Annotated in this window: 20 protein-coding genes; 10 read left to right on the top strand and 10 right to left on the bottom strand. The window is 60.6% G+C overall.

The genetic code is table 11. From position 1 onward, the window contains the following. Positions 1-610 precede the first annotated feature (610 nt). Positions 611-1,324, top strand: coding sequence for a hypothetical protein (locus tag ACK8OE_RS20240; protein ID WP_410274125.1), 714 nt, complete (start codon positions 611-613; stop codon positions 1,322-1,324). Between the two features lie 151 nt (positions 1,325-1,475). Here ACK8OE_RS20240 and tgt read toward each other — a convergent pair whose 3' ends face one another. After that, positions 1,476-2,603 carry a tRNA guanosine(34) transglycosylase Tgt gene (gene tgt / locus ACK8OE_RS20235; RefSeq protein ID WP_410274124.1) on the bottom strand — a complete coding sequence of 376 codons (1,128 nt, stop codon included), beginning with the start codon at positions 2,601-2,603 and terminating at the stop codon, positions 1,476-1,478. 93 nt (positions 2,604-2,696) lie between these two features. On the opposite strand from tgt, the gene ACK8OE_RS20230 reads away from it, so the two are divergent. Next, the gene (locus ACK8OE_RS20230) at positions 2,697-3,239 is read left to right on the top strand and encodes a hypothetical protein (protein ID WP_410274123.1); all 543 of its coding nucleotides are present in this window, start codon (positions 2,697-2,699) and stop codon (positions 3,237-3,239) included. 4 nt (positions 3,240-3,243) lie between these two features. Here ACK8OE_RS20230 and ACK8OE_RS20225 read toward each other — a convergent pair whose 3' ends face one another. Genes ACK8OE_RS20225 through ACK8OE_RS20215 form a run of 3 tightly spaced genes read right to left on the bottom strand, consistent with a single transcriptional unit; the run spans position 3,244 to position 4,361 of the window. Continuing rightward, positions 3,244-3,564 carry a hypothetical protein gene (locus ACK8OE_RS20225; protein ID WP_410274122.1) on the bottom strand — a complete coding sequence of 107 codons (321 nt, stop codon included), beginning with the start codon at positions 3,562-3,564 and terminating at the stop codon, positions 3,244-3,246. 26 nt (positions 3,565-3,590) lie between these two features. Next, a complete protein-coding gene (locus ACK8OE_RS20220; protein WP_410274121.1) occupies positions 3,591-3,833 on the bottom strand; it encodes a hypothetical protein in 243 nt (80 codons plus the stop codon). 15 nt (positions 3,834-3,848) lie between these two features. After that, complete coding sequence (locus tag ACK8OE_RS20215; RefSeq protein WP_410274120.1) at positions 3,849-4,361, bottom strand: GNAT family N-acetyltransferase; 513 nt, start codon at positions 4,359-4,361, stop codon at positions 3,849-3,851. 76 nt (positions 4,362-4,437) lie between these two features. On the opposite strand from ACK8OE_RS20215, the gene ACK8OE_RS20210 reads away from it, so the two are divergent. After that, positions 4,438-5,571: an aminotransferase class I/II-fold pyridoxal phosphate-dependent enzyme gene (locus ACK8OE_RS20210; RefSeq protein WP_410274119.1), complete on the top strand. Its 1,134-nt coding sequence runs from the start codon at positions 4,438-4,440 to the stop codon at positions 5,569-5,571. A 136-nt stretch (positions 5,572-5,707) separates the two neighbouring features. Here the strand turns inward: ACK8OE_RS20210 and queA are convergent, their stop codons facing one another. The 4 genes from queA to ACK8OE_RS20190 form a co-directional block, all read right to left on the bottom strand. Then, complete coding sequence (gene queA / locus ACK8OE_RS20205; RefSeq protein WP_410274118.1) at positions 5,708-6,754, bottom strand: tRNA preQ1(34) S-adenosylmethionine ribosyltransferase-isomerase QueA; 1,047 nt, start codon at positions 6,752-6,754, stop codon at positions 5,708-5,710. A gap of 31 nt (positions 6,755-6,785) precedes the next feature. Beyond that, the gene (locus ACK8OE_RS20200) at positions 6,786-7,211 is read right to left on the bottom strand and encodes a hypothetical protein (protein WP_410274117.1); all 426 of its coding nucleotides are present in this window, start codon (positions 7,209-7,211) and stop codon (positions 6,786-6,788) included. 121 nt (positions 7,212-7,332) lie between these two features. Then, positions 7,333-7,800, bottom strand: coding sequence for a peptidylprolyl isomerase (locus ACK8OE_RS20195; protein WP_013480115.1), 468 nt, complete (start codon positions 7,798-7,800; stop codon positions 7,333-7,335). A gap of 153 nt (positions 7,801-7,953) precedes the next feature. Continuing rightward, the gene (locus tag ACK8OE_RS20190) at positions 7,954-8,337 is read right to left on the bottom strand and encodes a hypothetical protein (RefSeq protein ID WP_410274116.1); all 384 of its coding nucleotides are present in this window, start codon (positions 8,335-8,337) and stop codon (positions 7,954-7,956) included. Between the two features lie 90 nt (positions 8,338-8,427). Here ACK8OE_RS20190 and ACK8OE_RS20185 point away from each other — a divergent pair, with 90 nt between their 5' ends. From ACK8OE_RS20185 to ACK8OE_RS20175, 3 genes are all read left to right on the top strand, one after another. Then, the gene (locus ACK8OE_RS20185) at positions 8,428-9,144 is read left to right on the top strand and encodes an RlmE family RNA methyltransferase (RefSeq protein WP_013480117.1); all 717 of its coding nucleotides are present in this window, start codon (positions 8,428-8,430) and stop codon (positions 9,142-9,144) included. A 73-nt stretch (positions 9,145-9,217) separates the two neighbouring features. Next, positions 9,218-9,553, top strand: a complete 336-nt coding sequence (locus tag ACK8OE_RS20180; RefSeq protein WP_410274115.1) for a DUF1523 family protein — start codon at positions 9,218-9,220, stop codon at positions 9,551-9,553. A gap of 26 nt (positions 9,554-9,579) precedes the next feature. Continuing rightward, positions 9,580-10,059 (top strand): polyhydroxyalkanoate granule-associated phasin, encoded by a 480-nt coding sequence (locus tag ACK8OE_RS20175; protein WP_410274114.1) that lies wholly within the window; start codon positions 9,580-9,582, stop codon positions 10,057-10,059. 1 nt (position 10,060) lies between these two features. Here the strand turns inward: ACK8OE_RS20175 and ACK8OE_RS20170 are convergent, their stop codons facing one another. After that, complete coding sequence (locus ACK8OE_RS20170; protein ID WP_410274113.1) at positions 10,061-11,125, bottom strand: metallophosphoesterase; 1,065 nt, start codon at positions 11,123-11,125, stop codon at positions 10,061-10,063. Between the two features lie 162 nt (positions 11,126-11,287). Further along, a complete protein-coding gene (locus ACK8OE_RS20165; RefSeq protein WP_172961266.1) occupies positions 11,288-11,431 on the bottom strand; it encodes a hypothetical protein in 144 nt (47 codons plus the stop codon). Positions 11,432-11,640: 209 nt separating this feature from the next. Between ACK8OE_RS20165 and guaB the strand changes: the two genes are divergently transcribed. The 4 genes from guaB to guaA are packed head-to-tail and all read left to right on the top strand — an operon-like array spanning position 11,641 to position 16,385. Next, on the top strand, positions 11,641-13,098 hold the full coding sequence (gene guaB / locus ACK8OE_RS20160) for an IMP dehydrogenase (RefSeq protein WP_290792800.1): 1,458 nt from the start codon (positions 11,641-11,643) through the stop codon (positions 13,096-13,098). Positions 13,099-13,110: 12 nt separating this feature from the next. After that, complete coding sequence (locus ACK8OE_RS20155) at positions 13,111-13,500, top strand: MAPEG family protein (RefSeq protein ID WP_410274112.1); 390 nt, start codon at positions 13,111-13,113, stop codon at positions 13,498-13,500. A gap of 9 nt (positions 13,501-13,509) precedes the next feature. Beyond that, positions 13,510-14,799 carry an RsmB/NOP family class I SAM-dependent RNA methyltransferase gene (locus tag ACK8OE_RS20150; protein ID WP_410274111.1) on the top strand — a complete coding sequence of 430 codons (1,290 nt, stop codon included), beginning with the start codon at positions 13,510-13,512 and terminating at the stop codon, positions 14,797-14,799. 35 nt (positions 14,800-14,834) lie between these two features. After that, positions 14,835-16,385 carry a glutamine-hydrolyzing GMP synthase gene (guaA, locus tag ACK8OE_RS20145; protein WP_126423652.1) on the top strand — a complete coding sequence of 517 codons (1,551 nt, stop codon included), beginning with the start codon at positions 14,835-14,837 and terminating at the stop codon, positions 16,383-16,385. Positions 16,386-16,763: the final 378 nt, after the last annotated feature.

The raw sequence follows: 16,763 nt of genomic DNA, 5'->3' as shown, positions 1-16,763 counted from the left end.
CTCGCGCGAGTTCAGTTAAGTAACTAACAGCTGACTTAACGCCCGACGAGCGCTTGCGCACAAAAACTTACACTCCGACGGGTCTCGTAAGAGATGCTATAACTCTCCATCTCAAAGAGGGGAGGCTTGTGTAATAACATCTTGCCGCCAGTCACGCGCCATATCCAGATTTATGTGAGAATTGGCGCATGCAACGTGTAAGGTAGGCAAGCTGGCACCGGATATTTTTTGCGGTGTACCTCGGACCTGATTGTCACCTTATTTTTGCCTGAGTAGAGTAGCTTAATTCCGACATGAACGGCATCAACCGGGCGGCTAAATTGATAGATTTTTCCCGTTCCCTTTTTGTTTCGCGAAACGACGTGAGAGCCGATTCTGTGTCCCCTTTTTTGAAAAAAGGTAATAAAAACAAAGAGTTTAATGGGATTAAAAGTCAGATGCTCTAGCCGGCTGAGCTACGGGCTCATCAAGACGTACCTTACGACCGAAGTCGTTTCGGGTGCGGCCTTCATAGTGGGGAGTTTTTGTTTGCGCAAGCGCAAGGTTCAAGTTTTATGTGTTGTGTTGTAGATAAATGGCGTACAGCAGGGTGCGCGGAGGGACTTTCAGAATGAAGATGTGGCGTATCGCTTCGGCTATTGGCGGAATCGCGTGCCTCTTCGGCCCCCTCAGTGCCTGCGCGAGCAAGCCTGACAAGGTGCAGATCGTCGAATCTCACCCCGTAGAGGCTGCCGACCCCAAGACGAAAAATGATCCGACGTTCACTCAGACCATGCGCAAGAGCGCTTCGGATGTGGGGGACGGCTTCGGGGATGCCATTACCGCGCCGCTGGTGGATCTCAACCTGAGACGCAAGGAAATCCCGCCCGTTCTGATGCGAGCGTCGAAAAACACTTACGATCTGGCCAATCTGGAGAATTGCGAATCCATCGCGGGCGAGGTGGCCCTGCTGGATCAGGCGCTGGGGCCGGATTTTGATGAACCGCCGCCCCCGGAAGGCACCATGACCTCACGCGGCGGCAAGATGGCCTCGGACGCCACCCTGACGGCGGTGCGTTCAGCGGCCACCGATGTCCTGCCCATGCGCGGCCTGATCCGCAAGGTGACAGGGGCTGAAAAGCATCAGAAGGCCATGGATCGCGCCATTGCTGCCGGAAATGTACGCCGGGCCTATCTGAAAGGCATCGGGATGAACAAGAACTGCGCCCCACCGGCGGCGCCGTCGTGGTTCGTCCCGAAGCAGGCCCGCGTGACGGTGGAAGAAGTGATCGAGCCGACACCGGCAGCGGCACCGACACCGCGAAAAATCAACAAGCGCAAATAATTAGAATGCGATCTTATGCCAAGGGTCATTGAAAATGACTCTTGGTATGCCTTTCGAGACTGTCTCATGTCTTTGACACATATGAGACAGTCTCGTGTCTTCAACGGCCGGATGCGGTCAGCATCTTCGGCCGTTGGTATTTAAGCGCCCGTCAGTTCGGGGTGGGCGTTTTCAGATGGGTCTCGTGAAACCATTTGCGGAAGGCCTGAAACTCACCGGCCGCGATGGCAGCGCGCATCCGGATCATCAGGGCCTGAAAGAAGGCGATGTTGTGCCAGCTCAGCAGCACCTGCCCCAGGATTTCCTCGGCCTTGAACAGGTGGTGCAGATAGGCCTTGGAATAGTCGCGGCTGGCCGGACAGTCGCTGGTGGTATCCAGCGGCGTGTCGTCTTCGGCAAAGCGGGCGTTTTTGATGTTGATCGGGCCTTCCCACGTCCACACCTGACCATGGCGGCCAGAGCGGGTCGGCAGGACGCAGTCGAACATATCGACGCCGCGCGCCACGCCTTCGACCAGATCAATCGGCTTACCCACCCCCATCAGGTAGCGCGGACGATCCCACGGCAGGAGCGGCGCGCAGTATTCGAGCGTGTCGCACATGGCCTCATGGCCTTCACCGACGGCCAGACCGCCGATGGCATAGCCGTCAAAGCCGATCTTCAGCAGGCGGTCGGTCGATTCCCGGCGCAAGCTCTCAAAGGTCGAGCCCTGCTGAATGCCGAACAGGGCCTGCGTGTCGCGCTGCCCGAAGGCTTGTTTCGACCGCAGCCCCCAGCGCGCCGACAGTTGCAGCGCCTTTTGCGCGCGCGCTTCGTCGGCGGGCCATGAGACGCACTCATCGAGTTGCATCACGATGTCGGAACCCAGCAGGTCAGCCTGAATCTCCATCGAACGTTCCGGGGACAGGACGTGCTTTGAGCCGTCGATATGGCTCTGGAAGGTGACGGCCTCTTCGGTGACTTTGGAAATCTGCGACAGGCTCATCACCTGAAAGCCGCCGGAATCGGTGAGGATGGGACCGTCCCAGCCCATAAATCTGTGCAGACCGCCCAGTCGCTTCACACGCTCCGCCGACGGGCGCAGCATCAGGTGATAGGTGTTGCCGAGGATGATTTTCGCATGGCTCTGACGCACCATGTCAAGCGTCAGGGCCTTGACCGTGGCGGCGGTGCCCACCGGCATGAAGATGGGGGTCGGGATATCACCACGCGGCGTTTTCAGCACGCCCGTGCGGGCCTGACCATCGGAAGCGGAGATTTCAAAAGGGAATGCGGACATGGGCGGGGTATTAGACGGCCTCAGTATTTAAGTCAAAGCCGTTGCAAGTTGGCTGTCGAAGTTGCACTTTCTGATACGACGAGGGAGGGAGTGATGAAGATATATCTATGGGTCGCAGGCGTGAGTTTTGTTCTTCTCACCCCCATCGCCCACGCCAAAGAAAAACTGGAATGGCTCTACGACCGCGCAAATGAAGGTGTTTTGGTTCTCTATGACGTTGATAGCGGCAGTTATCCTTATGAAGAGCTGTCTTTGACCTGTGAGGACAACGGCGATCTGAGTGTCGAAGCGAGAGGGATACGTTTATGGAGTGACGTAGACGGGCCTGTTATTGATCCCGAAGACCTTCAGAGCTTAGCGATTGAAACGGATATGTTCCGTATTGAAGCGCCCTTACAAAAGGTGACCGCTGAGTATTTAGGATGGGCGCAAGCAAGGTTCCCCAAGTCCGGTAGTTTGGTAGAGGGGCTCATGGGCACTTTTTTGGTAGTCCGTGCCGTCAATCGAAATCCGGTAACGTCACGCCCGCTGGAGCGGGGTGATTACAGCCGACTATATCCTCCGCCCGACTACATGAAATCCGGACCTTTTCGCCAATATTGTGCAAAGCGGATTGCGCCACTAGAACGATATTGAAAACTCAACTGTTTTGCCATTTGGTGTAGGCATCTCTGCACAGATCAGACGCGCGTCTGTAAACAGCCTCTTCCTCGGAAAGGCGCTGATGAGCGCGTTCCCAGCGCAAAAACGGCGTCAGTTCGCGGTGCACGGAGACGACCGTGGTGCCCCATGACGGGCCACCCGATTGTGTGCGAATTTCGCAACCTATGCCCGGTGCCAGGGTTTCGGCGTGGCCGGGCTTTCCGGTGAAGTCGCCCCAGATGAAAAGGAGGCCCAGAAAGCCGATCGTTGCCAGAAAATAGCCGAAGATGATCGGCAGCGTGGTGATTGTTGTCGCCAAGGCGCGCAGGATAAACCGCTTATGACTTATACCCAACCATCGACGGTCAGGAACGCGTAGGCGCTATAGCCGATCACCAGTGTTGCAAGATTGAGCAGGGGCGAGGTAAAGCGCAGGCCTGCGGCAAAGGCCAATCCGATCAGAGTTAGAACGGAGACGGCTGCGATGATCGCCGTACGGCGTTCGCCTTGCCAGAGACTGTTGAGCAGAAACCCGGCGACGGGCGCGCCGATAAGCCCGCCCCACAAAATCCCCATGCCGATATCCATTGCATCCCCCCTATGTCAGGGTGAGGGATAACGCTGGAAGGTGGTGACTTTGTGACTCTTATAGGTTGCATCGCCGAATGGGGCATAACCCAGCGCCGATGCGACCTTTAAGGACGGCCTATTGCTCGCGTCGATGATGCATACAGTGCGTTGCGGGCGGGTCGCGTCGAACCACTGATGCGCTGCGTCAACGGCTTCGACGGCATAACCTTTACCATGACAGGCGGGCGTAATGGCCCAGGCGGCTTCGGGCGACAGGTCGAAGTCCGGTCCCAGACCCCGGTGGAAATCGGCCAGACCCGTTTCGCCGATAAAGCGCCCCGTCTCCTTATCGACAACCGCAAACAGCCCCCAGCCAAAGGCCGTCCAGTGCCCCATATAGCGCAGCAGGCGGTGCCAGACGTCTTCGGGCGACTGCGGCGTGAGCCCTGACAGGCGATAAAACTCCGGATCGCCGAACATGGCGCAAAGCGCGTTGTAATCGTCGAGGACGTGCGGGCGCAGAAGCAGGCGAGGGGTTTCGATCATACCTTAAGCGTTATCTTGCTTCGTCTGAGCCCGCAATCCGGTCTGGCGTGCGGTGGCCGATGGGGTATAAGCGGGCATGACCGCAGACATTGCCCCCTTTTACGCCATAGAGATCAGCCGGCTGGCCCACGCCCTTAAGGATCAGGGGCGCTCCATCATCCATATGGAGTTCGGACAGCCCTCCACCGGCGCGCCGAAAGCCGCCATTGAGGCCGCGCATCGCATTCTCGACAGCGACGGTATGGGCTATTGGGAAAGCACGCCTTTGAAGGCGCGGCTGGCGAAGCATTATCTCGACAGCTACGGCGTCAGCGTCGATCCGGAGCGCTTTATCCTCACCTGCGGGGCGTCACCCGCTCTGGTGCTGGCGCTCAGTGCGGGCTTTAGGCCGGGGGCGCGCATCGCGCTGGCGCGGCCCGGCTATGTCGCTTATCGCAATGTGCTGAAGGCGCTGAACATGGTACCGGTCGAAATCCCCTGTGGGCCGGAGGTGCGTTTTCAACTGACCGCCGAGGCGCTAAGCGCGCTCGATCCGGCGCCGGACGGGGTGATTATCGCCAGCCCGGCCAATCCGACCGGAACGGTGATCGGGCCGGACGAACTCAAGGCCATTGCCGAGGTCTGCCGGTCGCGCGGCATCCGAATCCTGTCGGACGAAATCTATCATGGCCTGACCTATGAGGCCCCGGCGCGGTCGTTGCTCGAATGCGCGCCAGACGCCTGGGTGGTCAGCAGCTTCTCCAAATATTTCAGCATGGTCGGCTGGCGGCTGGGCTGGTGTCTGGTGCCCGAAAGTCATGTCGCCGCCGCACGTGCCTATGTCGGTAACCTGTTCCTGACCGCGCCGTCGCTCAGCCAGCACGCGGGACTGATTGCGCTCGACAGCCGCTCTGAGCTGGACGGGCACGTTGAAACCTATCGCCGCAATCGCCGCCTTCTGCTCGATGCCCTGCCGCAACTGGGGCTGAGCCGCATCGCACCGGCCGATGGAGCCTTCTACATCTATGCCGATATCGGGCACCTGACCGACGACAGCCTGTCCTTCTGCAAGGAACTGCTTAACGATACCGGCGTCTGCACGGCCCCCGGCATCGACTTCGATCCGGTCGAAGGGCACCGCTTTATCCGCTTTAGCTTCGCCGTCTCGACGGCTGAGGTCGAGGACGCGATCACCCGTATGGTGCCGTGGTTTAAGGCGAAAAGTCTTTAAAGACGCAGGGGTCGCGGACCCCTGCACCCCATTACATTTCGCGCTCTATCGTCGATGTTTGCGCTCCAAGTTTCGGGGTGCAGGGGCCCGCGCTCAAGCAGCGAAGCGGTAGCGCACAAAAAAAGCCCCCTGCATCTTACTTCGATTTATTCGTAAGCAAGCTCGCATCGCCATACGAAAAGAAGCGATAGCCGCTGTCGATGGCTTGCGCATAGGCCGCCTTCATGGCCTCGGTGCCGGCGAAGGCGCAGACCAGCATGAACAGGGTCGATTTCGGCAGGTGGAAATTGGTCCACAGCATATCAGCCGAACGCACCGGCACACCCGGTGTGATGAAGATGTCGGTGTCGCCGCTGAACGGATGGATGTGGCCATCGGCATCGCAGGCGCTTTCGATCAGGCGCAGGGCGGTGGTGCCGATGGCGATGATGCGGCCCCCGGCGGCGCGCGCGGCATTGATACGCGCGGCGGAGTCAGCCGAGACGACGCCGAATTCAGCGTGCATCCTGTGGTCTTGGGTGTCTTCGACCTTGACCGGCAGGAAGGTGCCGGCACCGACGTGCAGGGTGACTTCTTCGAACAGCACACCCTTGTCCCGCAGAGCGTGCAGCAGTTCCGGCGTGAAATGCAGCCCCGCGGTGGGGGCGGCGACGGAGCCTTCGTCGCGGGCAAAGACCGTCTGATAGTCGCTTTTGTCCTGTTCGTCTTCGGGGCGTTTGGAGCGGATATAGGGCGGCAGCGGCATCCCGCCCAGACGGTGCAAGCCGTTCAGCACCTCAGACGCCGACTGTTCGAAGCGCAGCACATAGACGCCGTCTTCGTCTTTTGACAGAACACGGGCACTGAGGTCATCAAAGCGCAGGGTGTCGCCTTCGCGGATACGGCGGCCGGGCTTGAGAAAGGCCTGCCAACTCTGGCCATCCAGGGACTTGATCAGGGTGGCCTCGAACGCCACGCTCTGGCCCTCGCGCTCACGGATGCCCTTAAGCTGGGTCGGCAGGACGCGCGTATTGTTAATGACCAGCAGGTCACCGGCCTTCAGCAACGACGGCAGGTCGCCGACGCGCCAGTCTTCGCGCACCTCGCCATCGACGCGCAGCAGGCGGGCGGCCTCACGCGGGGTGACGGGCCGCAGCGCAATGCGATCCTCGGGCAGGTCAAAATCGAAATCGGAAACCTTCATGCCCGCTTAAAAGGTGATCGCGAGCTGAAAATCAAGAGGCGCGTGGGGCGTCCTGTGCGGCGGGTGTGGCAGTTTCCTTACCTTCGATCCAGTTTTCGCCGTCGATCATCTCGGCAAAGATGCGGATGACGCGGGTGGGGAAGGTGACCGGATAGGCCTTGGCACGCGCCAGAACCAGCGGGTCCTGACTGATGATGGCCACCTTGCGCCCCATGTCGCGGCCCTGCGCGATGGTGGCCCACTGACGCGCCAGCCGTCCCAGCTCATCAAAGGGGACGAAGCCCTCAAAGCGCCGCATGTCGATTATGATGTCGTACAGCCAGACCTCGCCCACGGTTTCGAGATAGCGCGCGATGCCGTTGACGATCTCCTGACCGTCCACATCACCGATGTAGCGGATAGTGATGCGTTTCTGTTCGTCGTTCTGCGAAAAGTTCAGACGGGAGCGCGGGGTCATAGGGCAGGCTCCGAATGTTGGCGACACCGTTGTCTTAACCTAACACACGTCTGTCCACAAACAAAAAACCGGCCGGACAGGTGTCCGACCGGTGGGCTCTGTCAAAGCGGGCTTACGCGGCTCAGGCGGCGTCAGCGGCGACCTTGAAGCTGACGATCTTGCCCGGCGCGCGCGGTGGCTCGCCCTTGGGCAGGGCATCGACGTGTTCCATGCCTTCGGTCACTTCACCCCAGACGGTGTACTGGCCATCAAGGAAGCGCGCGTCGGCAAAGCAGATGAAGAACTGGCTGTCGGCCGAGTCGGGGTTTTGCGAACGCGCCATCGAGCAAACGCCGCGCACGTGCGGCTCACGCGAAAATTCGGCCTTCAGCTTCTTGCCCGAACCGCCATAGCCCTGACCTTCCGGGTCGCCGCCCTGAGCCATGAAGCCCGGAATGACGCGGTGGAAGACGATGCCGTCATAGAAGCCCTGACGGCACAGTTCCTTGATGCGGGCGACGTGGTTGGGGGCGAGGTCGGGGCGCAGCTTGATACGCACGTCACCGCTTTCCAGCGTCAGGATGAGGGTGTTTTCCAGATCTTCGGACATGGGGGCTCCAATTTAGAGCCTCATGCCGAAAAGTGGGCACCACTTTTCGGCATGAGGCGTTATAAAAAATTGAGCGATACGGCGGCTCAACTGAGCCGGCGGATGCTCAAGGTTTGCGGCTGAAATAGGCTATTCGTCGGGCTTTGACAAATCCTATCCGGTGCATTCAGCCGGCTTTTGCTCATCCGGATCGTAAAGCGCGCAGGATCGCCTGATCTCATCCTCGATCATCGGGCAGGGGTTCTGGACGTTGCAGGGCGGGTGCGTCGCCGGGCTGACGGCGCGGCAGCGCTGCACCAGCTTGTCGGCTTCGAGCTGGCCTTTTTCTTCCAGGCAGGTGGCGGTTGAGGCGCTTTTGGGGTTCAGCGTCGGCTCGGCATAGGCCAGTGGCGCTTCGGAGGCATCGACGGCGGCCACGGATTCGGCGGTGGCGTAGGACTGATCCGCTTCGCTGACGGCCACGGGCTTGCAGGCAGCCAGGATGGTGCTCAGGGCCGCGGCGATCAGGACGGGGACGAGCAGGGGCGTCAGGCGCATGGGGGCTCTCCTTTCGCGGCCGACCTTACAGGCCCGGCCATAAAGGCAAAATGATTTTCCGTGTGAGGCAAAACCCGTTATAGACGCCACATGAGTAACGATACCCCCGAAGAACCGCGCCGCCGCATGGTCAAGCCGCCCGCGGGCGGCAACCTGTCCGGTCGCGCCAAGGGCCACACGGCGGTCAAGACCGCCAAGCAGCGCACGCAGTCGTCTGCCAAATGGCTGGAACGGCAACTGAACGATCCCTTTGTGCAAAAGGCCAAGGCCGAGGGCTGGCGCTCGCGCGCGGCCTTCAAGCTACAGGAAATCGATGACCGCTTTCACATCCTCAAACGCGGCGCGCGCGTGGTCGATCTGGGCTGTGCGCCGGGGGGCTGGGTACAGATGGCGCAGTCGCGGGGCGCGGCGCACGTAGTGGGGGTTGACCTGCTGCCCGTCGATCCCATTCCCGGTGCCGACATGATCGAAGCCGACTTCACCGATCCGGCCATTCCGGCGCGGCTGATGGAGATGATGGGTGACAAGCCGGATGTGGTGCTCTCCGATCTGGCGCACAATACGGTCGGTCACCGCCAAACCGACCACCTCAAGATCATGGGGCTTCTGGAACTGGCGTCGGATTTCGCGCTGGACAATCTCAAGCCCGGCGGCGCGTTCGTTGCCAAGGCCTTTCAGGGCGGTGAGACGGAGCATCTGCTGCTCAAGCTGAAACTCGCCTTCCGCGATGTGAAGCACTTCAAGCCGAAGTCGAGCCGGGCGGATTCGTCGGAAATCTACATCGTGGCCCAAGGCTTCAAGGGGTAGGCTTCAAGGGTCAGGAACCATATTGCCTCTTTAGCCCGCCCCGCCCGAAATGCCGGGGAGAAGAGGGCGCACGATGAGACGATTGAAAACGATAGCTCTGACCGTATTGGGCGTTCTGACCGTGGCGGTACTGGGCTGGGCAACCACCCCCTACTGGAGCCACGGTGAGGCCGTGGTCGAGGTGACCGGGACAACCACCAAGCGTGAAGGCGGCAGAGACGTCTATCTGGTCTTCACCACGTCGGGAACCTTCCGCAATACGGACAGCATGCCCTATCTGAAGTTCGATTCCTCCGATCTTCAGGGGAAGCTCAACCGGCCGGGCCGCTACCGCATAAACTATTATGGTTTTCGTGTTCCTGTGTTATCTCTGTACCGGAATATAACCAGAGCCGAACCGGCTCCATAAACAGTATGCGTACCCCAAGGAAACGAATGACCAAATTACCGCTTAATCCGTTCTTTGCCTGGACGTCTCTGGCGCTCAAAAGTTCGGAAATGCTGATGGCTTCGGCGGAGGTCATCACCCACCGCGTCAACCGCATGGCCAATGCCGACGCTATCCCCAATGCGGAGGATCAGCGCGAATTCACCCTGATGGGGCAGGAAAAGCTCGAAGCCGGGACCGAATCGCTGATGGCGATGAGCCAGTACTGGATGAACCTCAACCACGAGGTCAGCACGCAGGCCTTTCACAACATGATGGATATGGGCCATAGCCTGACGGCGCTGGCCACCAGCCGCTCAGCGGCCGAGGCCCTGACGCATCAGGCGCGTCTGGCCGACAGTGTGATGCGCGGGGTCAACCACGCGGCCGATCTCTCAGGTAAGGCGGCGGCCCTGACCGAGCACGGCCTGAAACCGGTGCACAGCCGTGCCATCGCCAATGCCAAGCGTCTGAAAAAACGCAAATAACTCAATCAGCGTCCGGTCTCGGCGTCTCACGACCGGGCACTTCACCGGTCAGCAGGCCGCGCGCCGAGATAGGCTGCGCCTTGGACAGGTCGATGCTGACCGTGGTCACATCGCGCACGCCCCAGCTTTTGTCTTTTTCCGATCCGGCATCGCCCGCCGCGTTCAGCCGCCACAGATTGCCGGCCCTGTCGGTTAGGTTGTCGCCGGGCAGGTCGCCCTGCGTCAGGGTAAAGGGCGAGGTATCGCCGTGGATCAGGAAGACCGGCCTGCCGAAGGCGCGGCCTTCATGGATCAGGGCCGCCCGCACCGGCAGAAAGCCGTCGCAAGGGCGCTTGTCATCCGCAGCTACGTCGTGACAGGGGACAAAGCGCGCCTCCGCCTTTTGATTGAACATATCGGCCTGAGTGGCGACGATCACTGCGGCGGCACCGCGTTTGCGGGCATGGGCAAAGGCGGCTTTCAGCCACGCCACATTATGGGCATCGCGTGCATCGGCAGCGCTGGCGGCCACGCTCAGATCATCGCCCATGACCAGATCACGGCCATTATTGGTGCCGACCACATTCATCGTCACCACAACGAAACGCCCGTAGTCGAAGCGGGCATTTTCCGGCATGTCCGGTTGCTGTGCATAGTGCCATTTGGCCTCTCTGACCTGCGGCGTGGCAAAGACGCGCTGACGCAGGCCCTCAAGCCTTTGCAATTCGGAGAATTTGCGCCCCGTCGCCGGATCGTCCTTGCGGTCGCAGTCGGTCCATTCATTGTCGCCGGGTGTGTAAAAGACCGGAATGGGCTTGAGATCGGCCAGCATTTTGGCAAAGGCGGCATCCGGCGGGCCGCAGACTTCGCCACCCGACTGCGTATCGCCGACGTGCAGGATAAAGGGAGGCGTTTGGGCTTTCACCGCCGGTATGGCCCTCGCCAGCATGGCGCGGTCGGTATCGTCATAAGGTGTGTCGTTGATGACGACGAAATCTACCCGTGCCGGTGAGGCAGCGGGAAGTAGCGCGCAACCACCCAAACTGGCGGACAGGGTAAGGGCCGCAATGATCGACAGACGCTTCATCAGTACCTCCGGAAGTCTCCGCAGGTTAATCCGCCTCTGTGACAGATACAAGAATGGGGAATGAGAGGATTCATCGGCTAAATTGAGCCGCCGAATAGTTCTAAGTTTTTGTTTGGTCGCGCAATTTTTCCGAAAAGTGGTGCCACTTTGTCGGATTGGGCTTTAAACCGCCAGTTTCAGCTTCAGGCGGTGCGCGCGCATCATCGTCTTAAATCGCGCCTGACGGAAGAAGGCCGTCAGCCCATAGGACATTTCCACCAGCCAGCAGGCGATGCAGTACTCGGTGCGGATTTTCAACTGGCTCATGGGCGCGACTTTCAGTCAGGGCAGGCAAGGGGGACGCTGTGGACAGTTTAGCCGCAAAGGCTGAACAGGCCGCCAACAAACACGGTTAAGCAAAGGTTTGCCGCCCTGATCCGCGCGTCTGAAACAATATTTCCCCAAAAGTGACGCGCCCCCTCTTTACGCGGCGCGGCGTTTCGCTTAAGCCCAACCCGCAAAATGGAGAGTCCCTTATGGATATACGCGAAGGCCTAACCTTCGACGACGTTTTGCTGGAGCCCGGTCCCTCGGACGTGGTGCCCACTCAGGTCGATACGAAGACCCGCTTCACCCGCACCATCAAACTCAACATCCCGCTGGTCTCATCGGCGATGGATACCGTGACCGAGGCGCGTCTGGCCGTGGCCATGGCGCAGGCCGGGGGTCTGGGGATCATCCACCGCAACCTGTCCAATGAGCGTCAGGCCGAGGAAATCCGCGAAGTAAAGCGCTACGAGTCGGGCATGGTCATCAATCCGGTGACCATCCATCCCGAAACGACGCTCAGCGAAGTGCGTGACATCATCGCGCGGCGTCACATTTCGGGCTTCCCGGTGGTTGAGCGCGACACCAACAAGCTGGTCGGCATCCTCACCAACCGCGACATCCGCTTCGAAAGCGATGGCTCGAAGACCGCGGCCGATCTGATGACGCGCGATGCCCTGATCACCGTGACCGAGGGCGTCAACCAGAACAAGGCGCGCGAACTGATGGCGTTGCACCGCATCGAGCGCATCATCGTCGTCGATGACGCCTATCGTGCCGTCGGCCTGATTACCGTCAAGGACATGGAAAAGGCGCAGGCCTATCCGACGGCGGCCAAGGACGAGTCGGGTCGTCTGCTGGTCGGGGCCGCCTCGACCGTCGGTGACGCCGGCTATGAGCGTTCGCAATTCCTGATCGACGCCGGGGTGGACGTGCTGGTCATCGACACGGCGCACGGCCACTCGTCGCTGGTCGGGCAGGCGGTTGAGCGTCTCAAGCGCGAATACAACCACGTTCAGATCGTCGCGGGTAACGTCGCCACCTATGAGGCGACGCGCGCCCTGATCGACGCCGGGGCCGATGGGGTCAAGGTGGGGATCGGGCCGGGCTCGATCTGCACCACGCGCATGGTCGCCGGTGTCGGCGTGCCGCAACTGACCGCCGTGGCCGACTGCGTGCGCGCCGCAAAAGACTCCGGCGTGCCGATCATCGCCGACGGCGGTATCAAGCTGTCGGGCGATCTGGCCAAGGCCATTGCCGCCGGGGCTTCGACCGCCATGCTGGGGTCGATGTTCGCGGGCACCGAAGAAGCGCCGGGTGAGATCATCCTCTATCAGGGCCGCTCCTATAAGTCCTATCGCGGCATGGGCAGCGTCGGCGCTATGGCCCGCGGCTCGGCCGACCGCTACTTCCAGAAGGACGTACAGGATTCGATGAAGCTGGTGCCGGAAGGTATCGAGGGTCAGGTGCCATACAAGGGGCCCATCGCTCCGGTCATCCATCAGCTTGTGGGCGGCTTGCGCGCCTCGATGGGCTATGTCGGCGCGCCGACCATCGAAGAGTTCCAGAAGCGGGCGAAGTTCGTGCGCATCACCAATGCGGGCCTGCGTGAAAGCCACGTCCACGACGTGATGATCACGCGCGAAGCCCCGAACTATCGCCAGTAAGGGAGTGCGGGCATGACGGTGGAATTACAGGTTCTGGTCTTTGCCGCCCTGTGGGGCGTGGCTCAGATCCTTATCTCTGCTGTCGCGCCCGCCTTCAAACCGGGCTATTTCCAGTGGAACGCCAGCCCGCGTGACGAAGCGTTCGATGTCGGCCCCGCCGCCGGGCGGATGCGCCGCGCCTATCAGAACTATCTGGAAACCTTCGCGTTTTTCGCGGTGATCGTCATTGCCCTGGCCTTTGCGGGCAAGTCGAATGACGTGTCGCGGCTGGGGGCCCATATCTACCTGCTGGCGCGCGTCGCCTATTTCCCGGCCTATGCCCTGGGCACCAAGCTGCGCAGTGCCTTTTACCTGCTTTCGCTGGTCGGTATCGGCATGTGCGTCTGGACCTGTTTTGCGTAAGGATAAAGAGTGACCCCCGCCGCCCGCCTGCAAGCCGCTTCCGATATTCTCGACCTTCTGGGCAAGACGCGCCGTCCGGCCGAAGAGGTGTTGAAGGACTGGGGCCGCAACAACCGCTATGCCGGGTCAAAGGACCGCCGCGCCATTGCCGATAAGGTCTATCAGTGTCTGCGTGCGCGCGAACGCTTGTCTTTTGCAATGGACTCGTCGGAGGGGCGTTCGCTGGTACTGGGGGCGCTGCATTTCCTTGACGGCGTAAGCCTTTCCGAGATCGACGGCCTCTACACCGGCGAAGGCTATGCCCCGCCAAAGCTGTCGGTTGCGGAGCGCAAACGACTTGAGGCCGGGGATGGCGAAGCGCCCGAATGGCTGGAATCCGGCCTGCCGGCCTTTGTGGTAGAACGCCTCAAAGGCGTCTATGGCGACGACTGGCTGAAAGAGGCTGAGGCCCTGATGCTGCCGCGCGCCCCCATCGACCTGCGCGTCAATGGCGACCGCGCGCCGCTGATCGCCGGGCTGGAAATGCTGGGCTACAGGCCCGAACCGACGCCGTTTTCAGCTTTTGGTGTGCGCCTGCCCGCCGATCCGCCGCCCAATGTGCGCGCACTACCTGCCTTCCGGCAGGGCACGATCGAGATTCAGGACGAGGGCTCGCAACTGGCGGGCTTCCTCGCCGGAGCCAGGCCCGGCATGACGGTGGTCGATTATTGCGCCGGGGGCGGCGGCAAGACTCTGGCCCTGCTGCAAGCCATGCAGGGGGAAGGTCGTCTAATCGCCTCGGATGTCGAAAAGACGCGCCTCAACAATATCAAGCCGCGCCTGACCCGCGCCGGTTTGGAGGCGGAGTTGCGCCAGCTTGGCCCGGACGGCGAGGGGATGGAAGACCTCGAAGCCCAGGCCGATCTGGTGCTGGTCGATGCGCCGTGCTCTGGCTCAGGCGTGTGGCGTCGCCGGCCTGAGACCGCGCATAAGCTGGAAGAAACAGAGGTGGCGCGCCTGCATGAATTGCAAAGCGCCATCCTCCACCGCGCCTCGCGTCTGGTGAAGCCGGGCGGGCTTTTGGCCTATGCCACCTGCTCGATCCTGCCGGACGAAAATGAAATGACCGCCGACCGCTTCGAAGCCGACCACCCTCACTTCACACCGCGCCCGGTTGCCGATGCGCTGGACGGCGCCGCGGTGACCCCGGAAGGCGCGGAGACTTTGAAAAAAATTGCGCAGGGCCATCGCCTGCGCCTCAGCCCCGGAACCAGCCACACGGACGGGTTCTTCGTTTCGCTATACCGGCGCAAGCCATAAGACAATTGGTCGAAAAACCATAGGAAAACAGGCGCATGTCGCATCACGAAAAAGTCCTGATTATTGATTTCGGATCGCAAGTGACTCAGCTCATCGCGCGTCGCGTGCGCGAATGCGGCGTCTATTGCGAAATCCATCCCTTCACCAAGGCCGCCGAGGCGATCAAAAGCGTCGCCCCCAATGCGGTGATCCTGTCCGGGTCGCCGCATAGCGTCGTCGAAGCCGGTCCGACCCTCGACAAGGCCCTGTTCGATATGGGCCTGCCGGTGTTCGGTATCTGCTATGGCGAGCAACTGATGTGCGACCTTTTGGGCGGCAAGGTCGAAAGCGGCCATGACCGCGAATTTGGCCGCGCCGAGATCGAAATCGCCGCCGATACGCCGCTGTTCCGCGGTCTGGGTAAGCCGGGTGACAAGGAAATCGTGTGGATGAGCCACGGCGATCGCGTTACCGCCATCCCTGACGGCTTCAAGGTTATCGCTGTTTCCGAAGGCGCACCGTTCGCCGCCATCGCAGATGAGGCCCGCCGCTTCTACGCCGTGCAGTTCCACCCCGAAGTGGTCCACACGGTGCGCGGCACCCAGATGATCCGCAACTTCCTGTTCGAGATCGCGGGGCTTAAAGGCGACTGGACCATGGCCGCCTTCCGTCAGGAAATGATCGAAAAAATCCGGGCTCAGGTCGGGTCGGGGCGCGTTATCTGCGGCCTGTCGGGCGGGGTGGACTCGTCGGTCGCCGCCGTGCTGATCCACGAAGCCATTGGCGAGCAACTGACCTGCGTGTTTGTCGATACGGGTCTGTTGCGCAAGAACGAAGGCGAGCAGGTGGTGTCGTTGTTCCGCGATCACTACAACATCCCGCTGATCCATGTGCAGGCGCAGGACAAGTTTCTGGGGGCGCTCAAGGGCCTGTCCGACCCCGAACAGAAGCGCAAGACCATCGGTCGTCTGTTTATCGAGGTCTTCGACGAAGAGGCGGCCAAAATCGACGGCGCCGAATTCCTCGCTCAGGGCACGCTTTATCCCGACGTGGTCGAAAGCGTCTCGCCGCACGGCGGGCCTTCGACCGTTATCAAGAGCCACCACAATGTCGGCGGTCTGCCCGACTATATGAAGCTGAAACTGGTCGAACCCTTACGTGAATTGTTCAAGGACGAGGTGCGCGCTCTGGGCCGCGAACTGGGCCTCAGCGAAGCCTTTGTCGGCCGCCATCCCTTCCCCGGACCGGGTCTGGCCATCCGCATCCCCGGCGAAGTGACCCCGGAAAAGGTGAAGACGCTTCAGGATGCCGACGCCATCTATCTCGATGAAATCCGCAAGGCCGGTCTGTACGACGATATCTGGCAGGCCTTTGCCGTGCTACTGCCGGTGAAAACCGTGGGTGTCATGGGCGATGCGCGCACCTATGAGGACGTGCTGGCCCTGCGCGCCGTGACCTCTTCGGACGGCATGACGGCGGACTTCTATGAGTTCCCTTGGCCGGTATTGGGGCGCTGCGCCACGCGCATCGTCAACGAGGTGAGGGGGGTCAACCGCGTCGTTTACGACGTGACCTCCAAGCCTCCCGGCACGATTGAGTGGGAATAAAAACGAGCCTTTTTTTACACCCTCTTATACCCTCAAGTACGCTGTAATCTCCTGTATTTAAATAACAAATTTTCAAGTCCTATCGGCAGCCTTTGATGTGCGCTCGAATAGTGTGACGGCGTAGGCGAGGGTATGCCGTCAGCTTGATACCGCCGAGAAATAAATATACCGTCAGGGTGCTAAGGGCTCTGACGGTATTTTTTTTGCCCTAACTCACTGTAAAAACGAGAGAAAATAACTTCCGAAAGTGCGATTTCGGGGTGACGGTATTTTTTGTCTCGTTTCTTAACATATTACCGCTTTGGAGGCGAGGTCATGCTAACAGATGCTGCGCTTAAGAGTAAGCATACGGCGTGTACCGCAGAAAGTCCGCGCGCC

Source organism: Asticcacaulis sp. W401b (genome assembly GCF_046503825.1).
In the GTDB taxonomy this organism is placed as follows: Bacteria; Pseudomonadota; Alphaproteobacteria; order Caulobacterales; family Caulobacteraceae; genus Asticcacaulis.
Note: the sequence above shows the minus strand (reverse complement) of the source record. Positions and strands in the feature narration are given on the sequence as shown.

Bases quoted from the DNA above. Each gene is read 5' to 3' on its own strand.
- ACK8OE_RS20240 (WP_410274125.1), top strand. From the start codon at position 611: ATGAAGATGTGGCGTATCGCTTCGGCTATTGGCGGAATCGCGTGCCTC.
- tgt (WP_410274124.1), bottom strand. From the start codon at position 2,603: ATGTCCGCATTCCCTTTTGAAATCTCCGCTTCCGATGGTCAGGCCCGC.
- ACK8OE_RS20230 (WP_410274123.1), top strand. From the start codon at position 2,697: ATGAAGATATATCTATGGGTCGCAGGCGTGAGTTTTGTTCTTCTCACC.
- ACK8OE_RS20220 (WP_410274121.1), bottom strand. From the start codon at position 3,833: ATGGATATCGGCATGGGGATTTTGTGGGGCGGGCTTATCGGCGCGCCC.
- ACK8OE_RS20215 (WP_410274120.1), bottom strand. From the start codon at position 4,361: ATGATCGAAACCCCTCGCCTGCTTCTGCGCCCGCACGTCCTCGACGAT.
- ACK8OE_RS20210 (WP_410274119.1), top strand. From the start codon at position 4,438: ATGACCGCAGACATTGCCCCCTTTTACGCCATAGAGATCAGCCGGCTG.
- queA (WP_410274118.1), bottom strand. From the start codon at position 6,754: ATGAAGGTTTCCGATTTCGATTTTGACCTGCCCGAGGATCGCATTGCG.
- ACK8OE_RS20200 (WP_410274117.1), bottom strand. From the start codon at position 7,211: ATGACCCCGCGCTCCCGTCTGAACTTTTCGCAGAACGACGAACAGAAA.
- ACK8OE_RS20195 (WP_013480115.1), bottom strand. From the start codon at position 7,800: ATGTCCGAAGATCTGGAAAACACCCTCATCCTGACGCTGGAAAGCGGT.
- ACK8OE_RS20190 (WP_410274116.1), bottom strand. From the start codon at position 8,337: ATGCGCCTGACGCCCCTGCTCGTCCCCGTCCTGATCGCCGCGGCCCTG.
- ACK8OE_RS20185 (WP_013480117.1), top strand. From the start codon at position 8,428: ATGAGTAACGATACCCCCGAAGAACCGCGCCGCCGCATGGTCAAGCCG.
- ACK8OE_RS20180 (WP_410274115.1), top strand. From the start codon at position 9,218: ATGAGACGATTGAAAACGATAGCTCTGACCGTATTGGGCGTTCTGACC.
- ACK8OE_RS20175 (WP_410274114.1), top strand. From the start codon at position 9,580: ATGACCAAATTACCGCTTAATCCGTTCTTTGCCTGGACGTCTCTGGCG.
- ACK8OE_RS20170 (WP_410274113.1), bottom strand. From the start codon at position 11,125: ATGAAGCGTCTGTCGATCATTGCGGCCCTTACCCTGTCCGCCAGTTTG.
- ACK8OE_RS20165 (WP_172961266.1), bottom strand. From the start codon at position 11,431: ATGAGCCAGTTGAAAATCCGCACCGAGTACTGCATCGCCTGCTGGCTG.
- guaB (WP_290792800.1), top strand. From the start codon at position 11,641: ATGGATATACGCGAAGGCCTAACCTTCGACGACGTTTTGCTGGAGCCC.
- ACK8OE_RS20155 (WP_410274112.1), top strand. From the start codon at position 13,111: ATGACGGTGGAATTACAGGTTCTGGTCTTTGCCGCCCTGTGGGGCGTG.
- guaA (WP_126423652.1), top strand. From the start codon at position 14,835: ATGTCGCATCACGAAAAAGTCCTGATTATTGATTTCGGATCGCAAGTG.